This is a genomic window from Streptomyces toxytricini (assembly GCF_014649915.1).
GTDB classification, from domain to species: Bacteria; Actinomycetota; Actinomycetes; order Streptomycetales; family Streptomycetaceae; genus Streptomyces; species Streptomyces toxytricini.
Genome location: NZ_BMTY01000007.1, coordinates 242,058 through 263,302, shown reverse-complemented (window position 1 = coordinate 263,302; position 21,245 = coordinate 242,058). Strand labels below are relative to the sequence as shown.

The following is a 21,245-nucleotide window of genomic DNA, read 5'->3' as shown; positions in this document are numbered from 1 at the left end:
GCGGGCGGCGAGGCGGCGCTGGTCCTGGGCCGCCCGCAGATCGCCGGTGAGCAGCACCCGGGCGTACGGGGACAGGCCGCGGGCCCCCTGGTACTGCTCGCGGGCGATCCGGCCGGCGGCGGCCCGTTCGGCGTCGAGGGCGGCGCGGGCGCGGCCGAGTTCGGTGCCCAGGCGGCGCTCGTCGTCCTGGCGGGCCTTGAGGGCGGCCTCGGCGGCGTTGTAGGCCTCGGCGGCCTCCTCGGCCTGGCGGTAGAGCGCCTGGAGGCGGGTCAGCAGGGCGCCGACGGAGTCGGTGGCGGTGGGGGCGTCGGGGGCGGGGGCGGGGGCGGGTGTTGTGGGGGAGGCGGACGGGGTCGCGGCCGGCGAGGCGGATGCGGTCGGGGTACCGGCCGGTGCCGTGCCGGGGTTCGCCGTTCCGGCCGTGGCCGTGGCCGTGGCGGTGGCCGTTGTGGTGGCCGTTGTGGTGGCCGTGGACCCGGCCCTGGTCGTCGTACGGGCGGTCGCGGCGGTGGCGGACGCGGTCGCGGCCCCGGTCGCTGCGGCGGTCGGGGCGGTCGTCCGCCGGGCGGGGGGCGGCGTCGCGGTCGGCAGCGGTTCGGCGTGCGGGGCGGGGGCCGGCGCGGCGTGCAGGGCGGGGAGCGGTCCGGCCGTGAGGCAGGCGGCGGCGAGGCAGGCGGCGGGGAGCAGACGGCGGGGCACGGGTTCACCTCCAGGCCGCCGATGCTGACACGGGTGGTATGACAATCCACCCACCGTGCGCGGCCCTGCCGCACCGGCCACCCGGACGGCGTACGCGACGGCGGCGGACCGGATGAATCGACCCGGCCGAGGCCGCGACGGCCCTCGGAGTCACCCGGGCCACGGTCCGCGTCCGGCTCCACCGGGCCCGGCGCGCCCTGCGCCACACCGGGCCGGCGGGCAGACAACCACCAGCGGGTTCCGGCGCGGCGAGTGGAGGCAGCGGGATGAACGGGCGACCGACGGCGTTCGAGGAGCGCCCCAAGGCGGAGCTCGTCGTCATCGCCCGGCAGAGGCGGGGCGGGACACCGGCGGACGGTTCTGCGGTGGCCGCCGGGAGAGCCGAGTCCGCCTTCCGCGCCACCGCGGTCCGGTGACGGCTGCCGCTCGCCGCCGGTGCGGCGGCCGCCGCGACGGCCGCCACGCTCCTGGCGGCACTGCCCGGGGCCGGCGCCGCCAGCGGTTCCGCGGTCGGCTCGCGCATGCCGCCCTGCCTGCCCGACCACTCGGGCGGCCCGCCGGCCGGCGGCCGGAAGCCCGGGGAGATACGGGCCGAGCCGGCAAGCGGGGCGCACCCGGACCGCCGGCTGGTGCGCGCCTCCCCGGGGCTTCGACCGGGCGGGTATGGGGGGCGCGTCCGTCCGGGGACGGCGTCAGGTGCTCAGGAGACGGGCCTTCGCCGCCGAGAACTCCTCCGGGGTCAGGAAGCCCTCCCGGGCCAGGGCGGCCAGCTGGGCCAGTGAGGCCGCGAGGTCGGAGCCGCCGGCGGGGCCGGGAGGGGTGGGAGCGGAGTCTGCCGGGGGAGGGGAGGCCACGGGTGCGGGTGCGGGTGCGGGTGCGGGTGAGGGTGCGGGTGAGGGTGCGGACGAGGGCGAGGGCGAGGCGGAGGCCGAGGCGGTCGGTGCGGCCGGGTCCGGCTCGGGCGGACCGGGCCGGCCGGGTTGTCGGGGCGTCGGGCGGGGGCCGTGGTCCTGGGGGCGGGGCGGTGTCCTGGCCGCGTCCCATACGTAGGCGCCGCGGGCCAGCAGGCCGCGGAGGAGGGGGCGGCCCGCGGGCCGGCGGGCCGGGTGGACGACGGTGCCGACAGGGCGGATGAACATCAGGCGGCCCCCAGCCGTTCGGCCGGGATGCGGACCGAGCCCGCGATCCGGCCGCCCGCCGCGCGGACGGCGACGGCCGCGTCCTCGGCCCAGACGTGCTCGACGACCAGGAGGAGGGCGCAGCTGCCGCGTTCGAGGAGGTCCGCGGCCTCCTCGACGTCCTCCGGGCCGATCAGCGGAGCCGCCTCCCGGTGGGCGAGCAGCCCGTGCAGTTCGACGTACTCGTCGAACTCGGCGGCCATCACCTCGCCCTGGGCCGTCTTGGTCGCCACGAGGCCGTCGATCAGCCGCACGTTGCCGGTCTTGCGCAGCCCCAGCACCGCCTCCACCGCCGGCACCCGCAACTGCTCCTCGGGGAAGGCGAGGACGATGAACTCCACAGGTCCCATGTGCCGAGGCTCCCAAGTCCGCCCGTTCATGACTATTCGTCGGCACACTATGGCATAAGCGGACATGTCACCCGTTCACTTGCTACGTTTCCCGTATGACCGCTCTGACGGCAGAGGTGGCGGATCCCGCCCCGCCTCCGCCTCCCGGCGCCCGTGCACCCCGGGGCAGGGGGGCCGAGCTGGTGCTCCTCGCCGGGGCTGTCGCGATCTCCGTCCTCGGCCACCTCCACGTCGGCTTCGCGCTGACCGGCGCACCGCCCCGCGGCGCCGACCGCTACGCCGCCGGGCTCGCCTGCGCCGCCCTGCTCGCCCACCTCGCCGTCCGCTTCCGGGCGCCGTACGCGGACCCGCTGCTGCTGCCGATCGCGTTCCTGCTGAACGGCCTCGGGCTGGTCCTCATCCAGCGCCTCGACGCCACCACCCCGCACCACCTCGCAGCCGCGGACCAGCTGCGGTGGTCCGGGCTCGGAGTCGCCCTGTTCGTCGTCGCCGCCGCCGTGCTGCGCGACCACCGGGCGCTCCAGCGCTACGCCTACCTGGCGGTGGCCGCGGGCCTGGTGCTGATGCTCGTCCCCGTGTTCTTCCCGCCGGTCAACGGCGCGCACATCTGGATCCGGTTCGCCGGGCTGTCCTTCCAGCCGGGGGAGTTCGCGAAGATCCTGCTCGCGGTGTTCTTCGCCGCCTACCTCGCCGCGAACCGGACCGCGCTCGCCCTCACCGGCCGCCGGCTGTTCTGGCGGCTGCGGCTCCTGCCGGGCCGCGTCCTCGGGCCCGTCCTCGCGATCTGGCTGCTGAGCGTCGGCATGCTCGTGCTGGAACGGGACCTCGGCACGTCCCTGCTCTTCTTCGGCCTCTTCGTCATCATGCTGTTCACCGCCACCGGGCGGACCGGCTGGATCGCCATCGGCCTCGCCCTCGCCGCGCTGGGGGCGTACGCCGTCGGCACCCTCGAACCGCACGTCCACAGCCGGGTCGAGGACTGGCTGCACCCGCTCGCCTCCATCGAGCGCGGCGAAGGCCCCGGCCAGCTCGCCCAGTCCCTCTTCGCCTTCGGCGCCGGCGGCCTGCTCGGCGCCGGGCTCGGACACGGCCAGTCCTTCCTCATCGGCTTCGCCGCCAAATCGGACTTCATCCTCGCCACCGCCGGCGAAGAACTCGGCCTCGCCGGCCTCACCGCCATCCTGCTGCTGTACGGGATCCTCGTGCACCGCGGCTTCCGCGCCGGGCTCGCGCTGCGCGACCCCTTCGGGCGGCTGCTGGCCACCGGCCTCGCCTCGATCATCGCGCTCCAGGTGTTCGGCATCGCCGGGGGAGTGACCGGGCTGATCCCGCTCACGGGCATGGCCATGCCCTTCCTGGCGCAGGGCGGCTCGTCCGTCGTCACCAACTGGATCATCGTCGCGCTGCTCGTCCGGCTCAGCGACTGCGCGCGCAGGCCGCTGCCGGACGAGGGGGCGGAGGGCCGCGGGTGATCCGGCACATCCGCTGGTGCGCCTGGTTCTGCGCGCTGCTCCTCGCGGCCCTGCTCGTCAACGCCGCGCGCGTGCAGGTCTGGGAGGCCGCCGCCTACCGGGACAACCCGGCCAACAAGCGTGCCGCCGTGGAGCGGTGGGCCCGGCCGCGCGGTGACATCCTCGTCGAGGGGCGGCCCGTCACCGGCTCCCGGGACAGTCGGCAACTGCTGCGCTGGGAGCGCACGTACGCGGACGGACCGCTGTACGCGCCGGTCACCGGGTTCGCCTCCCAGACGTACGGGACGAGCCTGCTGGAGCGCGCCGAGGACGCCCTCCTCGCCGGGACCGATCCCGGACTCACCGCCTTCCCCGTCTGGTACGACCTCGCCCGCGGCCGGCCCGACGGCGGGAACGCGGAGACCACCCTCGTGGCGGCCGTCCAGCAGGCCGGGTACACCGCCCTGGAGGGCAAGCGGGGTGCGGTCGCCGCGCTCGAACCTCTCACCGGGCGGATCCTCGCCCTCGTCAGCAGCCCCTCCTACGACCCCGGCGAGCTGTCCGGAACCGGTACGGCCGTCACCGCGGCCTGGACCCGGCTGAACGAGGACCCCGCCCGGCCCATGCTGAACCGGGCGCTGCACGAGACGTACCCGCCCGGGTCCACGTTCAAGGTCGTGACGGCGGCCGCGGCGCTCGACGCGGGCGTCGTCACCGACGTGGACGCGCCGACCCGGACACCCGACCCCTACCCGCTGCCCGGCACCCGCACCCTGCTCCCCAATGCGGCCTCCGGCTGCGAGGACGCCTCCATGGCCGACGCGGTCCGGTGGTCCTGCAACACGGTGATGGCCCGGATCGGCGTCCGGGTGGGGCTGCGGGGCATGGCCGAGGCGGCCCGCCGGTTCGGGTTCAACGATGCCGGGCTGCGTGTGCCCGCGTGGGTGTCCCGGTCGAACTTCGACACCGACATGAGCCCCGACCAGCTCGCCCTCTCCGCCATCGGGCAGTTCAACACCAAGGCCACCCCGCTCCAGATGGCCCGGGTCGCCGCGGCCGTCGCGTCCGGCGGCGAGCTCCCCGCCCCGTACCTCGTGGAGCGCGCCACCCGCGCCGACGGTACGCAGATCCGCACCGGCGGCCGCAGCGGCGGATCCGGGCGGGCCATGACGCCCTCGACGGCCCTGCGGCTCCAAGAGCTGATGGTCGGCGCCGTGGAGGACGGCACCGCGCGCAACGCGGCCTTCGCCGGAGCGGTCGTCGGCGGCAAGACCGGCACCGCCCAGCACGGCGTCGGCAACGCCGGCACCCCCTACGCCTGGTTCATCGGCTGGGCCAAGGCCGAGGACGAGCCCCTGCCCGGGGTCGCGGTCGCGGTGGTGGTAGAGGACGCCTCCGGGGACCGCGGCGACATCAGCGGCAACGGCGCGGCCGCGCCGATCGCCCGCGCGGTGATGGAGGCGGCCCTCCGGGCCGGGCCTTGAGAGGTGTTGCCGTCCCCGCCCTCCCCCCTTGTGCTGCCTACTTTCCTACGGGGGCGGGGTGTTGGCTGCCGATGCGGTGGTAGACACATCGTCAACAAGTCGTGCACGGGGGATTGACGGCCTTGCTGACAAGCAGTCTCATAACTGGTGGCCGCCGCGTAGCGATTCCGACCGGCGACGACCGATGACGACCGCCGCCAACCCAATCAGGGCGAGGTGCCACGCCATGACGACCACCACGACCACCGACGGCACGGACCACGTCCGGGTCCTCCAGGACGCGCTCGGCCTCCTCAAGGACCGCGAGCAGATCGCCGCGCGGCTCCTCGAATCCTCGGCCAAGCACTCCTTCGACCCGGACAAGGAGCTCGACTGGGACGCCCCCCTCGTCGACGGCGCGTACTACTGGCCGCCGGAGCTCCTGTCGCTGTACGACACCCCGCTCTGGAAGCGCATGGGCGAAGAGCAGCGCATCGACCTCTCGCGGCACGAGGCCGCCTCCCTCGCCTCCCTCGGCATCTGGTTCGAGATCATCCTCATGCAGCTCCTCGTCCGGCACATCTACGACAAGTCCCTGACCAGCAACCACGTCCGCTACGCCCTCACCGAGATAGCCGACGAGTGCCGGCACTCGATGATGTTCGCCCGCATGATCCAGAAGGCCGGAGCCCCCGCCTATCCCGTCTCCCGCCTCAACCACAACCTCGCCCGCATCCTCAAGACCGTCTCCACCACCCCCGGCTCCTTCGCCTGCACCCTCCTCGGCGAGGAGATCCTGGACTGGATGCAGCGCCTCACCTTCCCCGACGAGCGCATCCAGCCCCTCGTCCGCGGCGTCACCCGCATCCACGTCATCGAGGAAGCCCGCCACGTCCGCTACGCCCGCGAGGAACTCCGCCGCCAGATGCTGACCGCACCCCGCTGGGAGCAGGAGCTGACCCGCATCAGCTGCGGAGAAGCCGCCCGCGTGTTCTCCCTCGCCTTCGTCAACCCCCAGGTGTACGAGAACGTCGGCCTCGACCGCCGCGAAGCCGTCGCCCAGGTCAAGGCCAGCGGCCACCGGCGCGAAGTCATGCAGACCGGCGCCAAGCGGCTCACCGACTTCCTCGACGACATCGGCGTCCTGCGCGGAGTCGGCCGCAGGCTGTGGCGCAGCTCCGGCCTCCTCGCCTGACAGCCCCCCGGGCGGCGGGCCCCGGAAGCTAACCTGCGGACATGACCGCACCCGCGTACCGCAGGCTGAGCGTCGAGGAGCGGCGGGCCCAGCTCCTCGACGCGGCCCTGTCGCTGTTCGCGCACCGGGCACCCGAAGACGTCTCGCTCGACGGCGTCGCCGAGGCCGCGGGCGTCTCACGGCCCCTGGTGTACCGCTACTTCCCCGGCGGCAAGCAGCAGCTGTACGAGGCCGCACTGCGCTCCGCCGCCGACCGGCTCGACCAGTGCTTCGCCGTACCGCAGACCGGACCCCTCACCCGCCGCCTCGCCCTCGCCCTCGACCACTACCTGGCGTTCGTCGACGAGCACGACACCGGCTTCGCCGCCCTCCTGCAGGGCGGCAGCGTCGTCGAAACCTCCCGCACCACCGCCACCGTCGACGGCATCCGCCGCTCCGCGGCCCATCAGATCCTCCGCCACCTCGCCGTGCCCGCCCCCGGGCCGCGGCTGCGGATGATGGTCCGGACGTGGATCACCGCCGTCGAAGCCGCCTCCCTCATATGGATCGACGAAGGCAAGCAACCCGACGCCGGAACCCTGCGGGACTGGCTCGTCGACCAGTTCATCGCCCTCCTGACCGCCACCGCCGCCACCGACCCCGAAACCGCCGCGGCCGCCCGCGCCGCGCTCGCCCTGGAAGAGGCTGACGGGCCGGCCGGGGTCCTCGCCCGACGGGTCATCCCCGTGGTCTCCGAGGCCGCGCACCTGCTGTGAGCCGGGCGGGGGCCGGCAAGGGGTGGGGGACACTGGAGGCGTGAGAAGCGAACCCACCCCCTTCGAGGGCGGCCCGATGGACGGCCGGGTCCTGCCCGTCCTCGTCGGCCCCACCGGCCACCCCCCGAAGTGGTACGAGATCCCGGTCCCGGCGGCCGACGGCGGCGACCCGACCATCCTGCTGTACGAGCGCGTGCCCTCCGGGTACGGCAAGCGGCTGGGGCTGCAGAAGGGGTGGAAGTACGACTACCGGCCCGGCGGGGAGAAGCCGAAGCTGCGCTGGCCGTGGAGCAAGCCGACGGCGCGGTAGAGGCCCGTCGGTCCGGGGATGCCGGGCGCGCAGTCCGCGTCAGTGGTCCGTGCGGCCCCGGCGGTGCATGGCGAAGGCCAGGCCCGCGGCGCCGACCGCCGCGATGCCGCCGCCCGCGGCGAGCAGCAGCAGCCCGCCGCCCGGCTCGTCGGCGAGGGTGTGCAGCCGCAGGGTGCCGGTCGTTCCGGCGGCGACGACCCGGCCGTCCCGGGTGCCGGTCTTGTGGGCGGACCCGTCCGCGTTCCCGGCTGCGCCTTCGGGGCGCGTACTCGCAGCGGTCGCCTGGCGTGCCACGGCAGCCCCGCCGCCGACCCAGGAGTCCAGCCGGCCGTCCGGCCGCAGGGCCGCGTGCAGCGCGCCCGTCCCGCCGATGTCCGTGACCCCGTTCCGGCTGGTCAGCACCGCGGCCGTGGTTCCGTCGGCGTCCAGGATCTCCGCCTGGTACGCCTCCCCGGCCCGGTAGACGTTCGCCCGGGACACCCCGTCCGCGAGCGCCACGCTCCTCAGCAGGGTGCGCGGGCCGGCGGACTGCGCCGCCGACACGGCCGGCAGCCCCTCCGCCAGGGCGGAAGCCGTCGGCAGGGCCAGCAGCCCTGCGGCGCATGCGGCCACGGCTGCGGCACGAACGGGACGCCTGCTCACGGGACTTCCTTCCGGGGTGCGGACTCGGCAACGACGTGCCCACCCTAGGAAGCGGCCGTTGCGGTACCGCGATGAGCACGTAACAGCCACCCGACGGAGAGCCGTAGATGCCGTTACACAACCGAGAAGTCCCCCGGGGGATTGCCACCAGGCGCCCCGGCTGCTCCCATGAACGGCGGGGGGTGAAGCCGATGCCCGAACCCGTGCCCGCACGGCTCACAGTGCTGCCGAGCGGCCGCCCCGGCCGCGGCCGGCTCTACGTGAACCTGCCCGACGGCAGGGCGGTGGCCTGGTACGACCGCCAGACCAACCGGATCAGCCTGCTCGCCGACCGGCACCGCGAAGCGGTCCTCGCCGCCCTGCGGCCGTACCTCACCGGGTCTCCGGCCGTCGGCCCGCCGCCCGTGCCGACCGCCGCCGCGCTGCGCCGCCTCGCACTGCCCCCGGACCGGGACCTCGCCCCGAACCGTCCCGGCGAGGCACTGCTCGGCGAACTGGCCTTCGGTTCACCCGGTGGCCGGGAACGGCACCGCATGCGGCAGGCGTTGAGTGTGCAGCAGCGCATGGGGGACCGGCTGGACGGGCTCGACGGGGGTGGGTGGCGTGTACTGCACTGCGTGCCGGTGAGGGGGCTCGGCCGGATCGACCACCTGGTGATCGGGCCGGGCGGGGTCTTCTGCGTGCGGACCGTCGCGGGGCGGCGGCAGCGGGTCGTCGTCGGGGACCTGCTGATCGGCGTCGGCCGCGGCGAACCGCGTCCGGAGCCCCGCTGGATCCGCCGCGCGGCAGCCGCCGCGGCCGGCGCGCTCGGGACGCCCGTCGGGGCGGCGCTGGCCGTCGTGGACGCCTCCCGCGTCGACATCGCCCCCACCGTCCGCGACATCCGGGTGCTGGAGCCGGCCACGGCACCGGCCGCCTTGGCAGCGATTCCGGCCACCCTCAAACCGCCGGACGTGGAGGCGCTGTTCGGGCTCGCGCGGGACATCCGGACCTGGAGGGGGCGGTGAGGGGGCGGGCGTCGTCGGGCGCTACGCCGAGCTGCGCTTCCTCGACGCCGTCTTCTTTGCCGCGGTGGTCTTCTTTGCCGCCGCCGTCTTGGCCGTCGACTTCGTGGCCGATGCCTTCGGCTCGGACGCCTTGGCCGTCGACTTCTTCGACGTCGACTTGCGCGCCTTCGCGGTCGTCGACTCGGAGCGGGAGGCCGTCGACTTCTTGCCGCCGACCGCCTTCGGGGCCGCCGGCGCCGTCTTGCGGGCCCGCCGCATCGGAGTGACCTCCGCTTCCTCCTGCTGCGTGCCCTCGCGGGAGGCCTTCGCCGCCTGCACGCTCTTCTCCAGCGCCGCCATCAGGTCGATGACCTTGCCGCCCGCCGGCTGGACCTCCGCCTCCGACGGCGGCTCGAACGCGCCGCCCGACTTCGCCTCGATCATCGCCTCGACGGCCTCGCGGTACTCGTCCTTCAGCGACGACATCTCGACCTCGCCGAGCGTCGCCATCAGCGCGTCCGCCAGGTCCAGCTCCGCGTCCCGGACCGTCACGGACGACTCCGGGGCGACGCCCTCCGGCTGCCGGATCTCGTCCGGCCACAGCAGGCCGTGCATGGCGATCACGTCGTCCACCACGCGCAGCATCCCCAGGCGCTCGCGGCCGCGCAGGGCGAACTTGGCGATCGCGACGCGGCGGCTGCGCTTCAGCGCCTCGCGCAGCAGGGTGTACGGCTTGGCGGCCGTCGCGCCGTTCGCCGCCAGGTAGTACGCCGCGTCCATCTGGAGGGGGTCGATCTCGTCCGCCGGGACGAAGGAGACGATCTCGATCGTCTTCGCCGTGGAGATCGGCAGCTGCGCCAGGTCCTCGTCGGTGATCGGGATGATCGAGCCGTCCGCCTCCTCGTACCCCTTCCCGATCTCGGCACCCGACAGCTCCTCGCCGTCCAGCTCGCAGACCTTGCGGTAGCGGACGCGCCCGCCGTCCTCCAGGTGGATCTGGCGGAACGAGATCGAATGGCTCTCGGTGGCGTTCACCAGCTTGATCGGGATGCTGACCAGGCCGAAGGAAATGGCGCCGTTCCAGATGGATCGCACGGTTCCTCCCGTTTCGTGGCAATCTCATCGTATGACGCCGATCACCATGGTGGAGGGGCGCCGCATCTCGCTCAGCAACCTGGACAAGGTCATCCACCCCGAGACCGGCTTCACCAAGGGCGAGGTGCTGCACTACTACGCCACCGTCGCGAAGTACCTGCTGCCCCACATCCAGGACCGGCCGGTTTCGTTCCTGCGCTATCCGGACGGCCCGGAGGGGCAGCTGTTCTTCACGAAGAATCCGCCGCCCGGTACGCCCGAGTGGGTGAAGACCGCACCGGTGCCCCGGTCCGACGACCCCTCCGCCGAGCAGATCGTCGTCTCCGACCTGCCCTCCCTGATGTGGGCGGCCAACCTCGTCGTGGAGTTCCACGTCCCGCAGTGGACCGCCGGCAGCCCCGGCATCGCCAACCGCCTCATCCTCGACCTCGACCCCGGCGCGCCCGCCACCGTCGTCGAGTGCTGCGCCGCCGCCGTGTGGCTGCGGGAACGGCTCGCCGCGGACGGGCTGCGCGCCTGCGCCAAGACGTCCGGGTCCAAGGGGCTGCACCTGTCCGTGCCGCTCGAACCCGTCCCCTCGGAGCAGGTGTCGGCCTACGCCAAGGCGCTGGCCCAGGAGGCCGAGCGGGCGCTGCCGGACCTCGTCGTGCACCGCATGGCGAAGGCGCTGCGGCCCGGGAAGGTCTTCGTCGACCACAGCCAGAACGCCGCCGCCAAGACCACCGCCGCGCCGTACACGCTGCGGGCCCGGTCCAGGCCCACCGTGTCCGCGCCCGTGTCGTGGAGCGAGGTGGAGGGCTGCCGCAGCCCGGCCGACCTGGTCTTCCTCGCCGACGACATCCTGCCCAGGATCGAACGGGACGGTGACCTGTCCGCCGTTCTCCTCGCCCCCGCCGACGCCCACCGGCTGCCCGGGGCACGCCCGTGATCCGCGTCGCCCTGGCCGCGTCCGTCCGCACCCTGCCGCGGGGCGCGGGGCTCGCGTACGAGCCGAAGTTCGACGGGCACCGGCTCGTCGTGATCCGGAACCCGGAGGGGGTGGTGCTCCAGGCGCGGTCCGGGCGGATCGTGAGCAGTGCGTTCCCCGACCTCGTCGCGGCAGCGCTGCAACTGCCCGCCGACACGGTCCTCGACGGCGAAGTCGTCGTGTGGAACGCCGGGCGCACCGACTTCGCCCTCGTGCAGCGGCGGGCCGCCGCGGCGAGTGCCGCCCGGGCCGCCGTGCTCGCGCAGAGCCACCCCGCCTCGTACGCGGCCTTCGACGTCCTGGAACTCGCCGGGCTCGACGTCCGGGCCCGGCCCTACGAGCGGCGGCGCGCCCTCCTCGTCGACCTGCTGCTGCCCCTCGGGCCGCCGCTGCAGCCCGTCCCCATGACCACCGACCCCGAACTGGCCGCCACCTGGTACGAGACGCTCCCCGCCAGCGGCATCGAAGGGCTCGTGGTCAAACGGCTCGACCAGCCGTACCCGGCGGGGCGGCGGGGCTGGCAGAAGCTGCGGCACACGGAGGTCCGGGACGCCGCCGTCGTCGGCTACACCGGGACGGTGCGAAGGCCGCAGGCGCTGGTGCTCGTGCTGCCCGCGGGGGACGAGACGCCCGTCGTCTCCAGTCCGCTGACGGCCGGACTGCGCGGAGAACTCGCCGCCGAGCTCGCCGCCCGGGGGGCCGAGGCCCCGCAGGTGAGCACGGCGACCGCCGTCGGGGTGGGGGACGTCGCCTACCGGGTGCTCGATCCGCCGCTGGCCGCCGAGGTCCGGCACACCTCCACACGGCACCCGCCGCCCGAGGTGCTGCGGCTGCGGACACAGCTCTGACCTGCGCCGTCGCGGGGCGCAGGTCAGAGGGGGCGGCGGGTCAGGCGTGGGCGCCGCGGCCCGCGTCCGGCGGGGCGCCCGGCTGCGGGTGCGGACCCGGGCCCTCCGTGCGCCGGTGGCCCGACTCCCGGCGCTTGCGGACCTCGTCCGGGTGCTCGGATGCCGTCGAGCCGAAGTTCCCGTAGCCCTGCATCTCGTGCGGGCGCAGACCGCCTTCCGGGATGTCCACGGGATCGCGCTCCTCGCGGACCTCGTGCACCGCCCCGCCCTCCGGCAGGTGCGGCTGGGTCTCGGCCTCCGGCGGCGGCGGCTCCTTGGCGCGGACCCGCTGCCCCAGCTTGAAGCCGGCGAGCAGGAAGCCGACGATCAGGAGGCCGACGAGGAAGAACCAGACGATGTCGCTGAGAGTCGCGTCGACCGCGATGTAGCTCGTGTCCATGTGAGTCATTTTCCCGGTTTTCTGGTGATTCACCCGGGGAGAAAAGATTCCCGCCGATCCGAATGCCCCCCGGACGGCCGGGTATGCGCGGCGGGCGATCGACCGGAGAGAGGAGCCGGGCCATGCCCCGCGGATCGTCCCCCAAGCGCGAACGCCAGTACGAGCACATCAAGGAGAGCGCGGAGGAGCGCGGCGTGCCCGAGGACCGGGCCAAGGAGATCGCCGCCCGCACCGTCAACAAGGTCCGCGCCCAGGAAGGCGAGGCCAAGACGGCCAGCCGGCTGTCCCTGGAGGACATGCCCCCGTCGCGGCGCGGCGGCCTGCACTCCCACGAGGGAGCGCAGGGGCCGACGTACGCGCAGCTGTACGAGGAGGCCCGGCGGCGCAACGTCCCCGGCCGCTCCGACATGAACAAGGCGCAGCTCAAGCGGGCCCTCGGGAAATAACCGTCAGCGCAGGGGGCCGTCCGTGTCGCGGAGGGGACGGACGCCGCGCCCCGCCAGCACCGCGAGGATCTCCGCGCAGATCGCGAGGGCCGTCTCCGCAGGCGTACGGGCGCCCAGGTCCAGGCCGATCGGCCCGTGCACCCGCGCCAGCTCCGCCTCCGGCACCCCCGCCGCCCGAAGGCCCTCGCGGCGCCGGGCCGTCGTCTTCCGCGAACCCAGCGCGCCCACGTACGGCACGCCCAGCGCCAGCGCCGCCCGGATGGCCGGCACGTCGAACTCCGGATCATGGCTCAGCACCACCAGGCACGCCGCCTCCCGCCGCGCCGCCAGCAGCTCCTCCGCCTCCCCGGCGCCGGTGACGCACTCCGCCTCCCAGCCCAGCAGCCGCGCCTGCGCCCCGATCACCTCCGCCAGCTCCCCGCCGCCCCCGACCACCAGGTGCGGGGCCGACGGGAACGCCTCCACCAGCACCAGCCCCGACTGCCCGTACAGGGCGTCCCGGCCCGCGCGGCGCGTCGCCAGCAGCTCCCCGGCCCGCCGCACGGCATCGTCCGCCGGCTCGTCCGCGGCGCCCACGACCTCGCTCACCGCCTCGTCCGCGCGCTCGTTCAGCCGCGTCACCAGCGCCACCCCGGCGCCCCGGCCCAGCAGCTCCCACCACCGCGCCGGGACGGACGCCAGCGGCTGCAGCAGGATCTCCGCCCGGCCGCCGCAGGTCAGCCGCGCCGCGGCCGCGCCTTCCGCCCCGACCGACACCTCGCACACCCGGGCCGTTTCCCCGGCCCGCCACGCCGCCGCCTCCGCGGCCAGCTCGGCGTCGAAGACGCCCCCGTACAGCGAGCCCGCACACTCCCCGCGGGCGTCCACCAGCAGGGCCCCGGCCGGCTCCCGCGGGCCGAAGCCCTGCTCGGCCACCGGGCGGGCCAGGAACGCCGCCCGCCCCTCGGCCGTCCACCGCCGCGCCGTCTCCACCAGTCCGCGCATCGCGCTGCTCCCTCGTCGTCGTCAGAGCGCCGTCGTCGCCGCGGCCCCGCCCATGCGTGCCGCGGCCCCACCGCCAACCTACGCACGCCGCCCGCGCCCACCCATGCCCCGAACCCACAGACCGCAGGGACCGCCCTCGTACGGACCACCGGGCCGGCGCGGCGGCCGGAGGCACTTGCGGATCGCCCGCCGATGGGGTTCCGTCGAAAGGGAGAGGCCTAGCGAGGACCCACGTGCTGTTCACCGACCGCGACGACGCGGGACGACGACTCGCCGAAGCGCTCCGGGCGTACGCGGCGGAGGACCCCGTCGTCCTCGGCCTCCCGCGGGGCGGCGTCCCCGTCGCCTACCACGCCGCCCGCGCCCTCGGCGCCCCCCTCGACGTGGTCGTCGTCCGCAAGCTCGGGGTGCCGTACCAGCCCGAGCTGGCGTTCGGGGCGATCGGCGAGGGCGGTGTACGCGTCATCAGCGACGACATCGTCCGCCGCGGCCGGATCGGCGAGGCCGACATCGCCCGGGTCGAACGCGCCGAACTGGACGAACTCCGCCGCCGCGCCGACCGCTTCCGCTCCGGGCGCGCCCGCATCCCCCTCGACGGCCGCACCGCGATCGTCGTCGACGACGGCATCGCGACGGGCGCCACCGCGGCCGCGGCCTGCCAGGTCGTACGGGCCCAGGGCGCGAGCCGCGTCCTGATGGCGGCGCCGGTGGCCGCACCCGACGCGGTGGCCCGCCTCGCGGAAGTCGCGGACGAGGTGGTCACCCTGTCGGCGCCGCCCGCGTTCTCCGCGGTGGGCCAGTGGTACCGCGACTTCGACCAGACCCCGGACGAAGCGGTGGTCGCCCTCCTGGCCAGGGCGGCGGCCGAAAGGACCGGCGAACCATGAGGCAGCGGACCGACCCGACCCCGGTGGTGATCGACGCGGCCGGCCTCCCGCTGGAAGGCGACCTGGCCCTCCCGCCCGACGCCCCCGCAGTGGTCCTCTTCGCCCACGGCTCCGGCAGCAGCCGCCACAGCCCCCGCAACCGCCAGGTCGCCGAAGCCCTCGCCCGCGCCGGCCTCGGCACGCTCCTCTTCGACCTCCTGACCCCGCAGGAGGAACGGGACCGCGCCCGCGTCTTCGACATCCCGACCCTGGCGAGCCGCCTCACCGCAGCGACGACCTGGCTGCGCGTCCGCGCCGAAACCCCGCCGTCCCTGGCGTACTTCGGCGCGAGCACGGGCGCGGCCGCAGCCCTGACGGCAGCCGCCGCCCCGGCCTCCCCGGTCTACGCCGTGGTCTCCCGCGGCGGCCGCCCGGACCTCGCCGACAACCTCCCGGCGGTCCGCGCCCCGACCCTCCTGATCGTCGGCGGCGACGACACCCAGGTCCTGATGCTGAACCGCGAGGCCCAGTCCCACCTCCGCTGCGAAAACCGCCTGGAGGTGGTGGAGGGCGCAACCCACCTCTTCGAGGAACCGGGCGCCCTGGAGGAGGCCGCCACCCTGGCCACCAGGTGGCTCACGACCCACCTCCCGGGCGGCCGGGGCGCGGCCCCGCCTCAGCCCTGAGGCGCGAATCCGACGAACTCGGCCCAGGCGGCGGGGGAGAGGGAAATCCGGGGCCCGTCCTGCACCTTGGAGTCACGAACGTGGACACCGTGTGCACCGGCGGCGACTTCGACGCAGCTGTCTCCGTCACCGCTGCTGTAGCTGCTCTTGAACCAGACCAGCCGCTTCGTACTCACAAGCTCAGGCCTTGGGTGCGTAGTCGACGAACTCGGCCCAGGCGGTCGGGGACAGGCCGATCCGGGGCCCGTCTTGCAGCTTGGAGTCACGAACGTGGACGGCGTCTGCTCCCGCGGCGACTTCGACGCAGTCCCCGGAACCACTGCTGCTGTAGCTGCTCTTGAACCAGGCCAGTTGTTCCATGTTCATAGCGCTCCTCGCATCCGCCGCAACAGACCCACGGAGTCCTCCAGAGAGAGGGCCTGCGCCCGCATCCTGGCATAGCGTCGCTGGAGTGTGCTGACCACTTTGGCGTCGGCAATGAACTGGCCGTGCTCCTGCCCCTCGCAATAGGCCAACCAGCGGGCCGCCGCCGTTTCCAACAACTGCACGGGGCCGGCGAGCCCCGCATGTGAGGAACGCTCCAGGGGCATCACCTGGATCTCCACGTTGCGCAGGCGGGCGACCTCCAGTACGTGCTCGATGAGCATCCGGGTCACCTCCACCCCACCCGTCCTCCGCAGGAACAGGTGTTCCTCCAGGATGAAGCCGAAGGTCGTGTTGGGGCGTTCCCGCAGCAATCGCTGCCTTTCCGCGCGTGCCGCCCACTGGGCCTCGATCTGTTCGTCGCTCAGCGGCGGCAGCTGGTCCACGAACAGGGTGCGCGCGTACGGTTCGGGCTGCAAGAGGCCAGGAACCATTCGGCACTCGTACGTGTACAGGGTGACCGCCTCAGCCTCCAACCCCGCCCACCGCCGGAACCAACTGGCCAGCCCAGGCTGCCGCGACAGGTGCCGGGCCGCCTGCCGCAAGGCGCCCGTGTTGCCCAGTGCCTCCTCCGCCTGCTCCACGAAATGCCGGTCCGGCATCCGCCTGCCCTGTTCGACGGAGGCCACGGTGTGCCGGGAGAAGCTGACCCGCTCCGCGAACTCCGCCCGGCTCAGGCCCGCGTGCTCCCGCAGGGCTTGGACGACCGCGCCGAACGTGCGCAGGCTGTCCGACACCTCAGGCTCCCCGCCGGCCGGGCCGCAGCCGCCCGCCGGCTCCGCGCCCGCACCGCCCTGGTCCGTGTTCCCGTAGGCCATGCCGACCCACCTCCCGCGCACGTGCCCGCGTACCGCTCCCGACCCGCCCCATGGTCACGGACCGTGACGCGCACTGTCCACCCTGCGTACGCGTACGCTCACCAGGCGTACGCAGGGGACTCCTGGTGAGAGACCGGTCCGCGCCCCACATTGGGCCCATGACGCCCAACTCCGCCGAGCGGACCCTCCACGTCCCCGTCCGCACGTGTGTTCTCCGAGCGGTTCCGCTCCACCCCGCGCGGCGCCCGACTCGCCCGCAGCCTCGCCGTGCACCAGCTCCAGGCGTGGGGCATCGCGCCCGACACAGACCTCGCCCACGACGCCGCGCTCGTCATCGCCGAACTCACCGCCAACGCCGCCACCCACGGCAGCCTGCCAGGGCGGCACTTCGCGCTCACCCTCACCCTGTGCCCCGACACCCTCCGCATCGAGGTCTCCGACACCCGCGGCGAACACCGCCCACCCACCCCGGCCACTGCACCGCCGCCGCTCTCCGAATCGGGCAGGGGCCTGCTCCTCGTCGAATCCCTCACAACGCACTGGGAAGTCCACCCCCGCACCCCCATCGGCAAGACGGTCTCCGCACACCTGGACATCGCTCGCTGACCTCCGGGCGGTCGTCGGGAACGAGGGAGGAACGTGCGCACAGGGAAGGTCCGGCCACCCGAGGAACGGGTTGCAAGAAGCCACCCGCCTGACGGCGGCCGCCGCAGCGTGCCGGGGCCCCTTGGCCTGCTGCGCGCCGTCGTCGGTCAGGCAGATCGTCCGGAGGAGAGCCTGCGGTCGAGGTCTTTCCGCTCACTGTCGAGCACGGTGATCATCCGGGTGCGAGTGCGTTCGAAGTCGGTCTCGACTTCGACGCCGAGGTCGGGTCACAAGGTGACCCGGTAGGCGCGGGTCGCGGTGTTAAGGCGGGCGTAGAGATCACGCCTGGCCTGCTGTGCCTGCTCGTGGCGGTCTTCCGCCCGCTGACGGTCGGCACTCTCGGCCTGCTCCCTGCCGGCACGCTGGTTGAGCACCGCCCCGCCCAGGGTTCCGCCCAGCGTTTCTCCGACGCCTATGAGCGCGACGGCAAGCGTGGTCGCGTCCACGAGATTCCCCAACTCGTCCATGCGCACATCGCGAAGACCCCGTCCTCAGCGTTTCGCTGGTGGCGGGGTCTGTCAGGCACTTCTTGCGAAGTGCCCCCGGCAGGATTCGAACCTGCGCACACGGCTCCGGAGGGCATGCACAGCCGGGCAGCGGGCGAGCCTTGACCTGGAAGAACTCGCAGGAGCGGGCGTCCTTGCTGGTGGTTCACACGCGGATCACACAGACCCACCTGGCTAGCTGGCTGACTCCAAGCTACCGGGCTCGCGAGATCAATCGAAGATAAATCGCGATTGTCGAGATCTCTGGACTTAAACGCAACAAGAGCCACGATGGAGTCCCAGGCGCCTGACGGCGCAACGCCAATCTGAGCATCTTCGAGAGATTTTTCTACTGTTGTGAGGATCTCATGAGACCTTAGGGTGACACGATCAGGAATCCCATGCTCGATACGTAGATTCAGCAAGAATGACTTGGCTTGCTGCTCCCCACAGCTCAGCCTTTTCGCTACGTCGGTGATCCAGCTATCTGCCGACTTCCTGGTTAGGGCGGTTGCGAAGGAGAGCGCATCTCCTTGTGTCGGCTTGAGGGCGCCGTTAGTTACGAGTCGACACGATGATTCCGGAGTTGATTTCCAGCGCTCGAATAGCATTGCTAGGTCGCCCCTGTTCCAGAGGTCAGAGAAGGACCATGGGCCCAGGCTCGGTTCGCGATGCTTTACGGAAACCAGTTCGTAGGTACCATCGCGATAGCCGAGGATGTAGTCGACATGCCACTCGCAAATGATGGCTGAAAGCTGACTGTCGTTGAGCATGGCAAAGCAGTGGCGGGCAGCGCATTGATACTGGAAGTTATAGCGCGAAGCCGTATCGCTATCAGAGTCTTCCGCCAGCTCGGATATGAGCAATTTCGCCAGGTCGGAAATATCCCGCCGCCCACTCACGAAGCCTCCCGTCGCACGTACCACTCTGTATAATATCTTGACACTGGCAGTGATCGTGAAGCAAGGCATTCCGCAGTGAACCTGTGGATGGCGGCACGCGCCGTTGGCCTTTGGTACGCACGGACTTCAGCCGAGCGGCAGCACGTTTCTCATGGCTGGCGCCTCACTGCCTAGTCAGGTTTCGGGGGAAGGGCTTCGCGTCGCCTGGGTCACGCCTGCCATCTCTGCCGGAGCTGTGCTCATCAGCTCGGCCGCCGCGGCCTGGATCACCCACTACTTCACGGGACGGACTGAGAGGAGGCGGCAAGAGCACGCCGACACCCAGGAGGCGGCCAAGCGCGAGCACGAGGCCAAGCTGTCGCACGAGCAGCGCATCCGGGAGCAGGTGATCGCGACTTCATGACCATCTCGAAGATGCTGCAGGACTTCCGGGCGAAGATCGGTGAGGCCACGGAGGCAGCCGACACGTTGGCTGCCACGCTCCTATACGACGAGTGCTCCGCCATAGTCCGCCGGCACCATGACGACGCCCTGCCCGTCATCGAGGTCATGCCGGACCTGGAGCTCCGGCGGAGGGCCAACGCCGTCTTCGAGGTCTACGGCGGGTGGGCGGAAGGAACAGCTGAGGCCTTGTCGAATCTCACGACGCACCCGGATGCCAGTGAGCTCGGCGGGACCCGGGAGCAGTACTACGAGCGGGCGCGGCGGGTGATCAGGGAGGCGTCCGTCTGACGTGTGGCCCGCAGGCCCCTCACGCGGGACCAGTGCGTGACAACGACGAAGGCCCGGACTCGTGGGGCTGAGTTCGCCTTCGTGCCTGCACTTCAGCTGGTCAGCGGCGTGCTCGCACTGTCTCTGCTGGAGTGCCCCGGCAGTATCTGAACCTGTGCGTACGGCCCCGGAAGGCGTGATCGCGCATTCGGGGCACCGCTAGCCGGACAGCAGCGAAAGCACTGCCTTACGAAGTTCTGTCTGCTGGCCATCCGTGAGGTGCAGGAGATCCTCGGCCAGGATGGCGGCTTGCCGTTGACATCTTGGCAGCGGCCCGTTCCTGGTAGGGGCGGGCCAACTCCGCTACCTCGGACCGCACCCCTGCGACCAGCTTGAGCAGGCCTTCGTCCGTCAACGACAAAACGTAGTCAGGGAAAGGAGGGCCGTCCCACCACTTCAGGTCGTAGTGACGGCGCTCCAGGCTCCGGCCGCCACTGAAGAGGCGTGCGATCACGCTTGCTGGCATTGCAGGAACGGCAGGCGGGGACGATATTGGAGATGCGGTTTGCCCCACCCCACTCCAAAGGCTCCACGTGGTCAACGACCTCTGCACGAGTTCCGTCGCTGCTGCAGTACGTGCAGTAGCCCCCGTTGGCGGAGAGCACAACACGACGAACCCAGGTCGGCAGACGTCTGGGCGAAATCGGCATGCTGGGGAGGAAAGAGCGCACCCGATCATGATGGCTGCTCATGCCGGCGAGCGATAGGGGTTCGGTCCTGGCGCTACAGCCACACGCTCCTCACACGGGCGCAGTACGTAACAACGACAAAAGACCGGACTCAGTGAGCCGTTTTCATCCTGTCTCTGTGGGGTGAAATGGCAGGTCAGCGGGGGTGTGTATCGAGGCGAGGCTCCCGGTCGTTGCGGTGGTGTTCTCCTACGCACCACGCATCGTCCGAGGAGCCTCGCTTGGTCCCGTATCGTGCCACGGTCGACGTCCCGCATGAGCTGGTCGAGCACGTTTCCTGGCTGATCTACGCACGAAGGTGTGAACGCCGCTCGCGGTGGCGGAAGCTCGGCTACTTCCGCCAAGCCCTGCTCGTGCTGGTGCACCTGCGGAAGAACGAGACGCTGCCCGCCCTGGCAGCCGGCTTCGGCGTCTCGACAGCCACAGCCTGGCGCTACGTCGACGAGACCCTCGACGTCCTCGCGGCGTGGGCGCCGGGCCTGCACGAGGCTCTGACCGGCCTGGGTGAGGGCGACCACGTGATCGTCGACGGCACGTTGATTCCCATCGACCGCATCGCAGCCGACGAGCCGTACTACTCCATGAAACATCGCAAGCATGGGATGAACGTGCAGGTCATCGCCCGTCCCGACGGCACACCTCTGTGGTTCTCGCGTGCGACACCGGGCCGCACCCACGACCTGACCGCGGCCCGGGCCCACGGCATCGTCCAGGCCTGCCTCACCAGAGAGATCCTCGTTCTCGCCGACCGTGCCTACCAGGGCGCCGGTGCCACCGTTCGCACCCCCTACAAGAACCACCGCGAACAGCCCGAGCACTACCAGCAGTTCAACCGCGACCACGCCCGCCTGAGAGCTCTTGGGGAACGCGCCTTCGCGCAGCTGAAGTCCTGGCGGATCCTCCGCCGAGCCCGATGCTCCACCCGCCGCATCGGCACCATCGTCCAAGCCGTCCACACGCTCCTGAACTGCAGCTATTCAGGATGAAAACGGCTCTGTGATGTCGACTGGAGCGGACACCTGGTGCTCATCGCAGGTGGATATGTTTTGGATCTATCTCTAGGCCAGGTCTCCGCCAGCGAGAAGGGGATTCTTGGGCGCCCTGTAGTCCTGGATACTCGGAGGGCTGAGGTAGTCGCTGGTGCATGGTGGT

The 21,245-nt window shown here is 72.5% G+C and carries 26 protein-coding genes and 2 pseudogenes; 16 read left to right on the top strand and 12 right to left on the bottom strand.

The window, feature by feature from the left end:
- Positions 1-815: 815 nt before the first annotated feature.
- Both IE170_RS33475 and IE170_RS11550 read left to right on the top strand, forming a co-directional pair.
- Positions 816-890 (top strand): annotated as a pseudogene (locus IE170_RS33475) (sigma factor-like helix-turn-helix DNA-binding protein); the annotation flags it as partial.
- A 75-nt stretch (positions 891-965) separates the two neighbouring features.
- Positions 966-1,115, top strand: a complete 150-nt coding sequence (locus tag IE170_RS11550) for a hypothetical protein (RefSeq protein WP_189809224.1) — start codon at positions 966-968, stop codon at positions 1,113-1,115.
- 276 nt (positions 1,116-1,391) lie between these two features.
- Here IE170_RS11550 and IE170_RS11545 read toward each other — a convergent pair whose 3' ends face one another.
- Together IE170_RS11545 and IE170_RS11540 are read right to left on the bottom strand one after the other, a co-directional pair.
- A complete protein-coding gene (locus IE170_RS11545; protein ID WP_189809223.1) occupies positions 1,392-1,838 on the bottom strand; it encodes an SHOCT domain-containing protein in 447 nt (148 codons plus the stop codon).
- Entirely contained in the window at positions 1,838-2,227 is a 390-nt protein-coding gene (locus tag IE170_RS11540; protein WP_189809222.1) for a DUF6325 family protein, read from the bottom strand. Before IE170_RS11540 ends, IE170_RS11545 begins: the two co-directional genes overlap by 1 nt.
- A 95-nt stretch (positions 2,228-2,322) precedes the next feature.
- Here IE170_RS11540 and IE170_RS11535 point away from each other — a divergent pair, with 95 nt between their 5' ends.
- The 5 genes from IE170_RS11535 (at position 2,323) to IE170_RS11515 (ending at position 7,401) form a co-directional block, all read left to right on the top strand.
- Positions 2,323-3,699, top strand: coding sequence for an FtsW/RodA/SpoVE family cell cycle protein (locus tag IE170_RS11535; RefSeq protein WP_189809221.1), 1,377 nt, complete (start codon positions 2,323-2,325; stop codon positions 3,697-3,699).
- Complete coding sequence (locus IE170_RS11530) at positions 3,696-5,162, top strand: penicillin-binding transpeptidase domain-containing protein (protein ID WP_189809220.1); 1,467 nt, start codon at positions 3,696-3,698, stop codon at positions 5,160-5,162. Before IE170_RS11535 ends, IE170_RS11530 begins: the two co-directional genes overlap by 4 nt.
- A 226-nt stretch (positions 5,163-5,388) precedes the next feature.
- Positions 5,389-6,336, top strand: coding sequence for an AurF N-oxygenase family protein (locus IE170_RS11525; protein ID WP_189809219.1), 948 nt, complete (start codon positions 5,389-5,391; stop codon positions 6,334-6,336).
- A 41-nt stretch (positions 6,337-6,377) separates the two neighbouring features.
- The gene (locus IE170_RS11520) at positions 6,378-7,091 is read left to right on the top strand and encodes a TetR/AcrR family transcriptional regulator (RefSeq protein WP_189809218.1); all 714 of its coding nucleotides are present in this window, start codon (positions 6,378-6,380) and stop codon (positions 7,089-7,091) included.
- A 40-nt stretch (positions 7,092-7,131) separates the two neighbouring features.
- Positions 7,132-7,401, top strand: a complete 270-nt coding sequence (locus tag IE170_RS11515) for a DUF8847 domain-containing protein (RefSeq protein ID WP_189809217.1) — start codon at positions 7,132-7,134, stop codon at positions 7,399-7,401.
- Between the two features lie 39 nt (positions 7,402-7,440).
- Here IE170_RS11515 and IE170_RS11510 read toward each other — a convergent pair whose 3' ends face one another.
- Positions 7,441-8,043, bottom strand: coding sequence for a hypothetical protein (locus IE170_RS11510; RefSeq protein ID WP_189809216.1), 603 nt, complete (start codon positions 8,041-8,043; stop codon positions 7,441-7,443).
- Between the two features lie 191 nt (positions 8,044-8,234).
- Between IE170_RS11510 and IE170_RS11505 the strand changes: the two genes are divergently transcribed.
- Positions 8,235-9,050: a nuclease-related domain-containing protein gene (locus IE170_RS11505; protein ID WP_189809215.1), complete on the top strand. Its 816-nt coding sequence runs from the start codon at positions 8,235-8,237 to the stop codon at positions 9,048-9,050.
- Between the two features lie 21 nt (positions 9,051-9,071).
- On the opposite strand, the gene ku is transcribed toward IE170_RS11505, so the two are convergent.
- The gene (gene ku / locus IE170_RS11500) at positions 9,072-10,124 is read right to left on the bottom strand and encodes a non-homologous end joining protein Ku (RefSeq protein ID WP_189809214.1); all 1,053 of its coding nucleotides are present in this window, start codon (positions 10,122-10,124) and stop codon (positions 9,072-9,074) included.
- 31 nt (positions 10,125-10,155) lie between these two features.
- Here ku and ligD point away from each other — a divergent pair, with 31 nt between their 5' ends.
- Together ligD and IE170_RS11490 are read left to right on the top strand one after the other, a co-directional pair.
- Positions 10,156-11,052, top strand: coding sequence for a non-homologous end-joining DNA ligase (gene ligD / locus IE170_RS11495; protein ID WP_189809213.1), 897 nt, complete (start codon positions 10,156-10,158; stop codon positions 11,050-11,052).
- Entirely contained in the window at positions 11,052-11,939 is an 888-nt protein-coding gene (locus tag IE170_RS11490; protein WP_189809269.1) for an ATP-dependent DNA ligase, read from the top strand. Before ligD ends, IE170_RS11490 begins: the two co-directional genes overlap by 1 nt.
- 40 nt (positions 11,940-11,979) lie before the next feature.
- Here the strand turns inward: IE170_RS11490 and IE170_RS11485 are convergent, their stop codons facing one another.
- The gene (locus IE170_RS11485; protein ID WP_189809212.1) at positions 11,980-12,378 is read right to left on the bottom strand and encodes a DUF6479 family protein; all 399 of its coding nucleotides are present in this window, start codon (positions 12,376-12,378) and stop codon (positions 11,980-11,982) included.
- A gap of 122 nt (positions 12,379-12,500) precedes the next feature.
- Here IE170_RS11485 and IE170_RS11480 point away from each other — a divergent pair, with 122 nt between their 5' ends.
- Positions 12,501-12,824, top strand: coding sequence for a plasmid stabilization protein (locus tag IE170_RS11480; RefSeq protein ID WP_189809211.1), 324 nt, complete (start codon positions 12,501-12,503; stop codon positions 12,822-12,824).
- A gap of 3 nt (positions 12,825-12,827) precedes the next feature.
- Here the strand turns inward: IE170_RS11480 and IE170_RS11475 are convergent, their stop codons facing one another.
- Positions 12,828-13,808, bottom strand: coding sequence for an XdhC family protein (locus IE170_RS11475; RefSeq protein ID WP_189809210.1), 981 nt, complete (start codon positions 13,806-13,808; stop codon positions 12,828-12,830).
- A 233-nt stretch (positions 13,809-14,041) separates the two neighbouring features.
- Here IE170_RS11475 and IE170_RS11470 point away from each other — a divergent pair.
- A pseudogene (locus tag IE170_RS11470) lies at positions 14,042-15,360 on the top strand (phosphoribosyltransferase family protein).
- On the opposite strand, the gene IE170_RS11465 reads toward IE170_RS11470, so the two are convergent.
- Genes IE170_RS11465 through IE170_RS11455 form a run of 3 tightly spaced genes read right to left on the bottom strand, consistent with a single transcriptional unit; the run spans position 15,351 to position 16,601 of the window.
- Entirely contained in the window at positions 15,351-15,536 is a 186-nt protein-coding gene (locus tag IE170_RS11465) for a DUF397 domain-containing protein (protein WP_189809209.1), read from the bottom strand. The pseudogene IE170_RS11470 and the gene IE170_RS11465 sit on opposite strands and share 10 nt — an antisense overlap.
- A 4-nt stretch (positions 15,537-15,540) precedes the next feature.
- The gene (locus tag IE170_RS11460) at positions 15,541-15,726 is read right to left on the bottom strand and encodes a DUF397 domain-containing protein (protein WP_189809208.1); all 186 of its coding nucleotides are present in this window, start codon (positions 15,724-15,726) and stop codon (positions 15,541-15,543) included.
- A complete protein-coding gene (locus IE170_RS11455; RefSeq protein WP_189809207.1) occupies positions 15,723-16,601 on the bottom strand; it encodes a helix-turn-helix domain-containing protein in 879 nt (292 codons plus the stop codon). The genes IE170_RS11460 and IE170_RS11455 overlap by 4 nt, the downstream gene beginning before the upstream one ends.
- 207 nt (positions 16,602-16,808) lie before the next feature.
- Here IE170_RS11455 and IE170_RS11450 point away from each other — a divergent pair, with 207 nt between their 5' ends.
- Positions 16,809-17,207 carry an ATP-binding protein gene (locus IE170_RS11450; protein WP_189809206.1) on the top strand — a complete coding sequence of 133 codons (399 nt, stop codon included), beginning with the start codon at positions 16,809-16,811 and terminating at the stop codon, positions 17,205-17,207.
- A gap of 266 nt (positions 17,208-17,473) precedes the next feature.
- On the opposite strand, the gene IE170_RS11445 is transcribed toward IE170_RS11450, so the two are convergent.
- Positions 17,474-17,713: a hypothetical protein gene (locus tag IE170_RS11445; RefSeq protein ID WP_223855957.1), complete on the bottom strand. Its 240-nt coding sequence runs from the start codon at positions 17,711-17,713 to the stop codon at positions 17,474-17,476.
- The gene (locus IE170_RS33470) at positions 17,659-18,702 is read right to left on the bottom strand and encodes a dsDNA nuclease domain-containing protein (RefSeq protein WP_223855874.1); all 1,044 of its coding nucleotides are present in this window, start codon (positions 18,700-18,702) and stop codon (positions 17,659-17,661) included. The genes IE170_RS11445 and IE170_RS33470 overlap by 55 nt, the downstream gene beginning before the upstream one ends.
- A 166-nt stretch (positions 18,703-18,868) precedes the next feature.
- Here IE170_RS33470 and IE170_RS11435 point away from each other — a divergent pair, with 166 nt between their 5' ends.
- Positions 18,869-19,036 (top strand): hypothetical protein, encoded by a 168-nt coding sequence (locus IE170_RS11435; protein WP_189809204.1) that lies wholly within the window; start codon positions 18,869-18,871, stop codon positions 19,034-19,036.
- Entirely contained in the window at positions 19,033-19,365 is a 333-nt protein-coding gene (locus IE170_RS11430; protein WP_189809203.1) for a hypothetical protein, read from the top strand. Before IE170_RS11435 ends, IE170_RS11430 begins: the two co-directional genes overlap by 4 nt.
- Positions 19,366-19,772: 407 nt before the next feature.
- Here the strand turns inward: IE170_RS11430 and IE170_RS33465 are convergent, their stop codons facing one another.
- On the bottom strand, positions 19,773-20,054 hold the full coding sequence (locus IE170_RS33465) for an HNH endonuclease (protein ID WP_223855916.1): 282 nt from the start codon (positions 20,052-20,054) through the stop codon (positions 19,773-19,775).
- A 260-nt stretch (positions 20,055-20,314) separates the two neighbouring features.
- On the opposite strand from IE170_RS33465, the gene IE170_RS11420 reads away from it, so the two are divergent.
- Complete coding sequence (locus tag IE170_RS11420; RefSeq protein ID WP_189809201.1) at positions 20,315-21,079, top strand: IS5 family transposase; 765 nt, start codon at positions 20,315-20,317, stop codon at positions 21,077-21,079.
- Positions 21,080-21,245 lie beyond the last annotated feature (166 nt).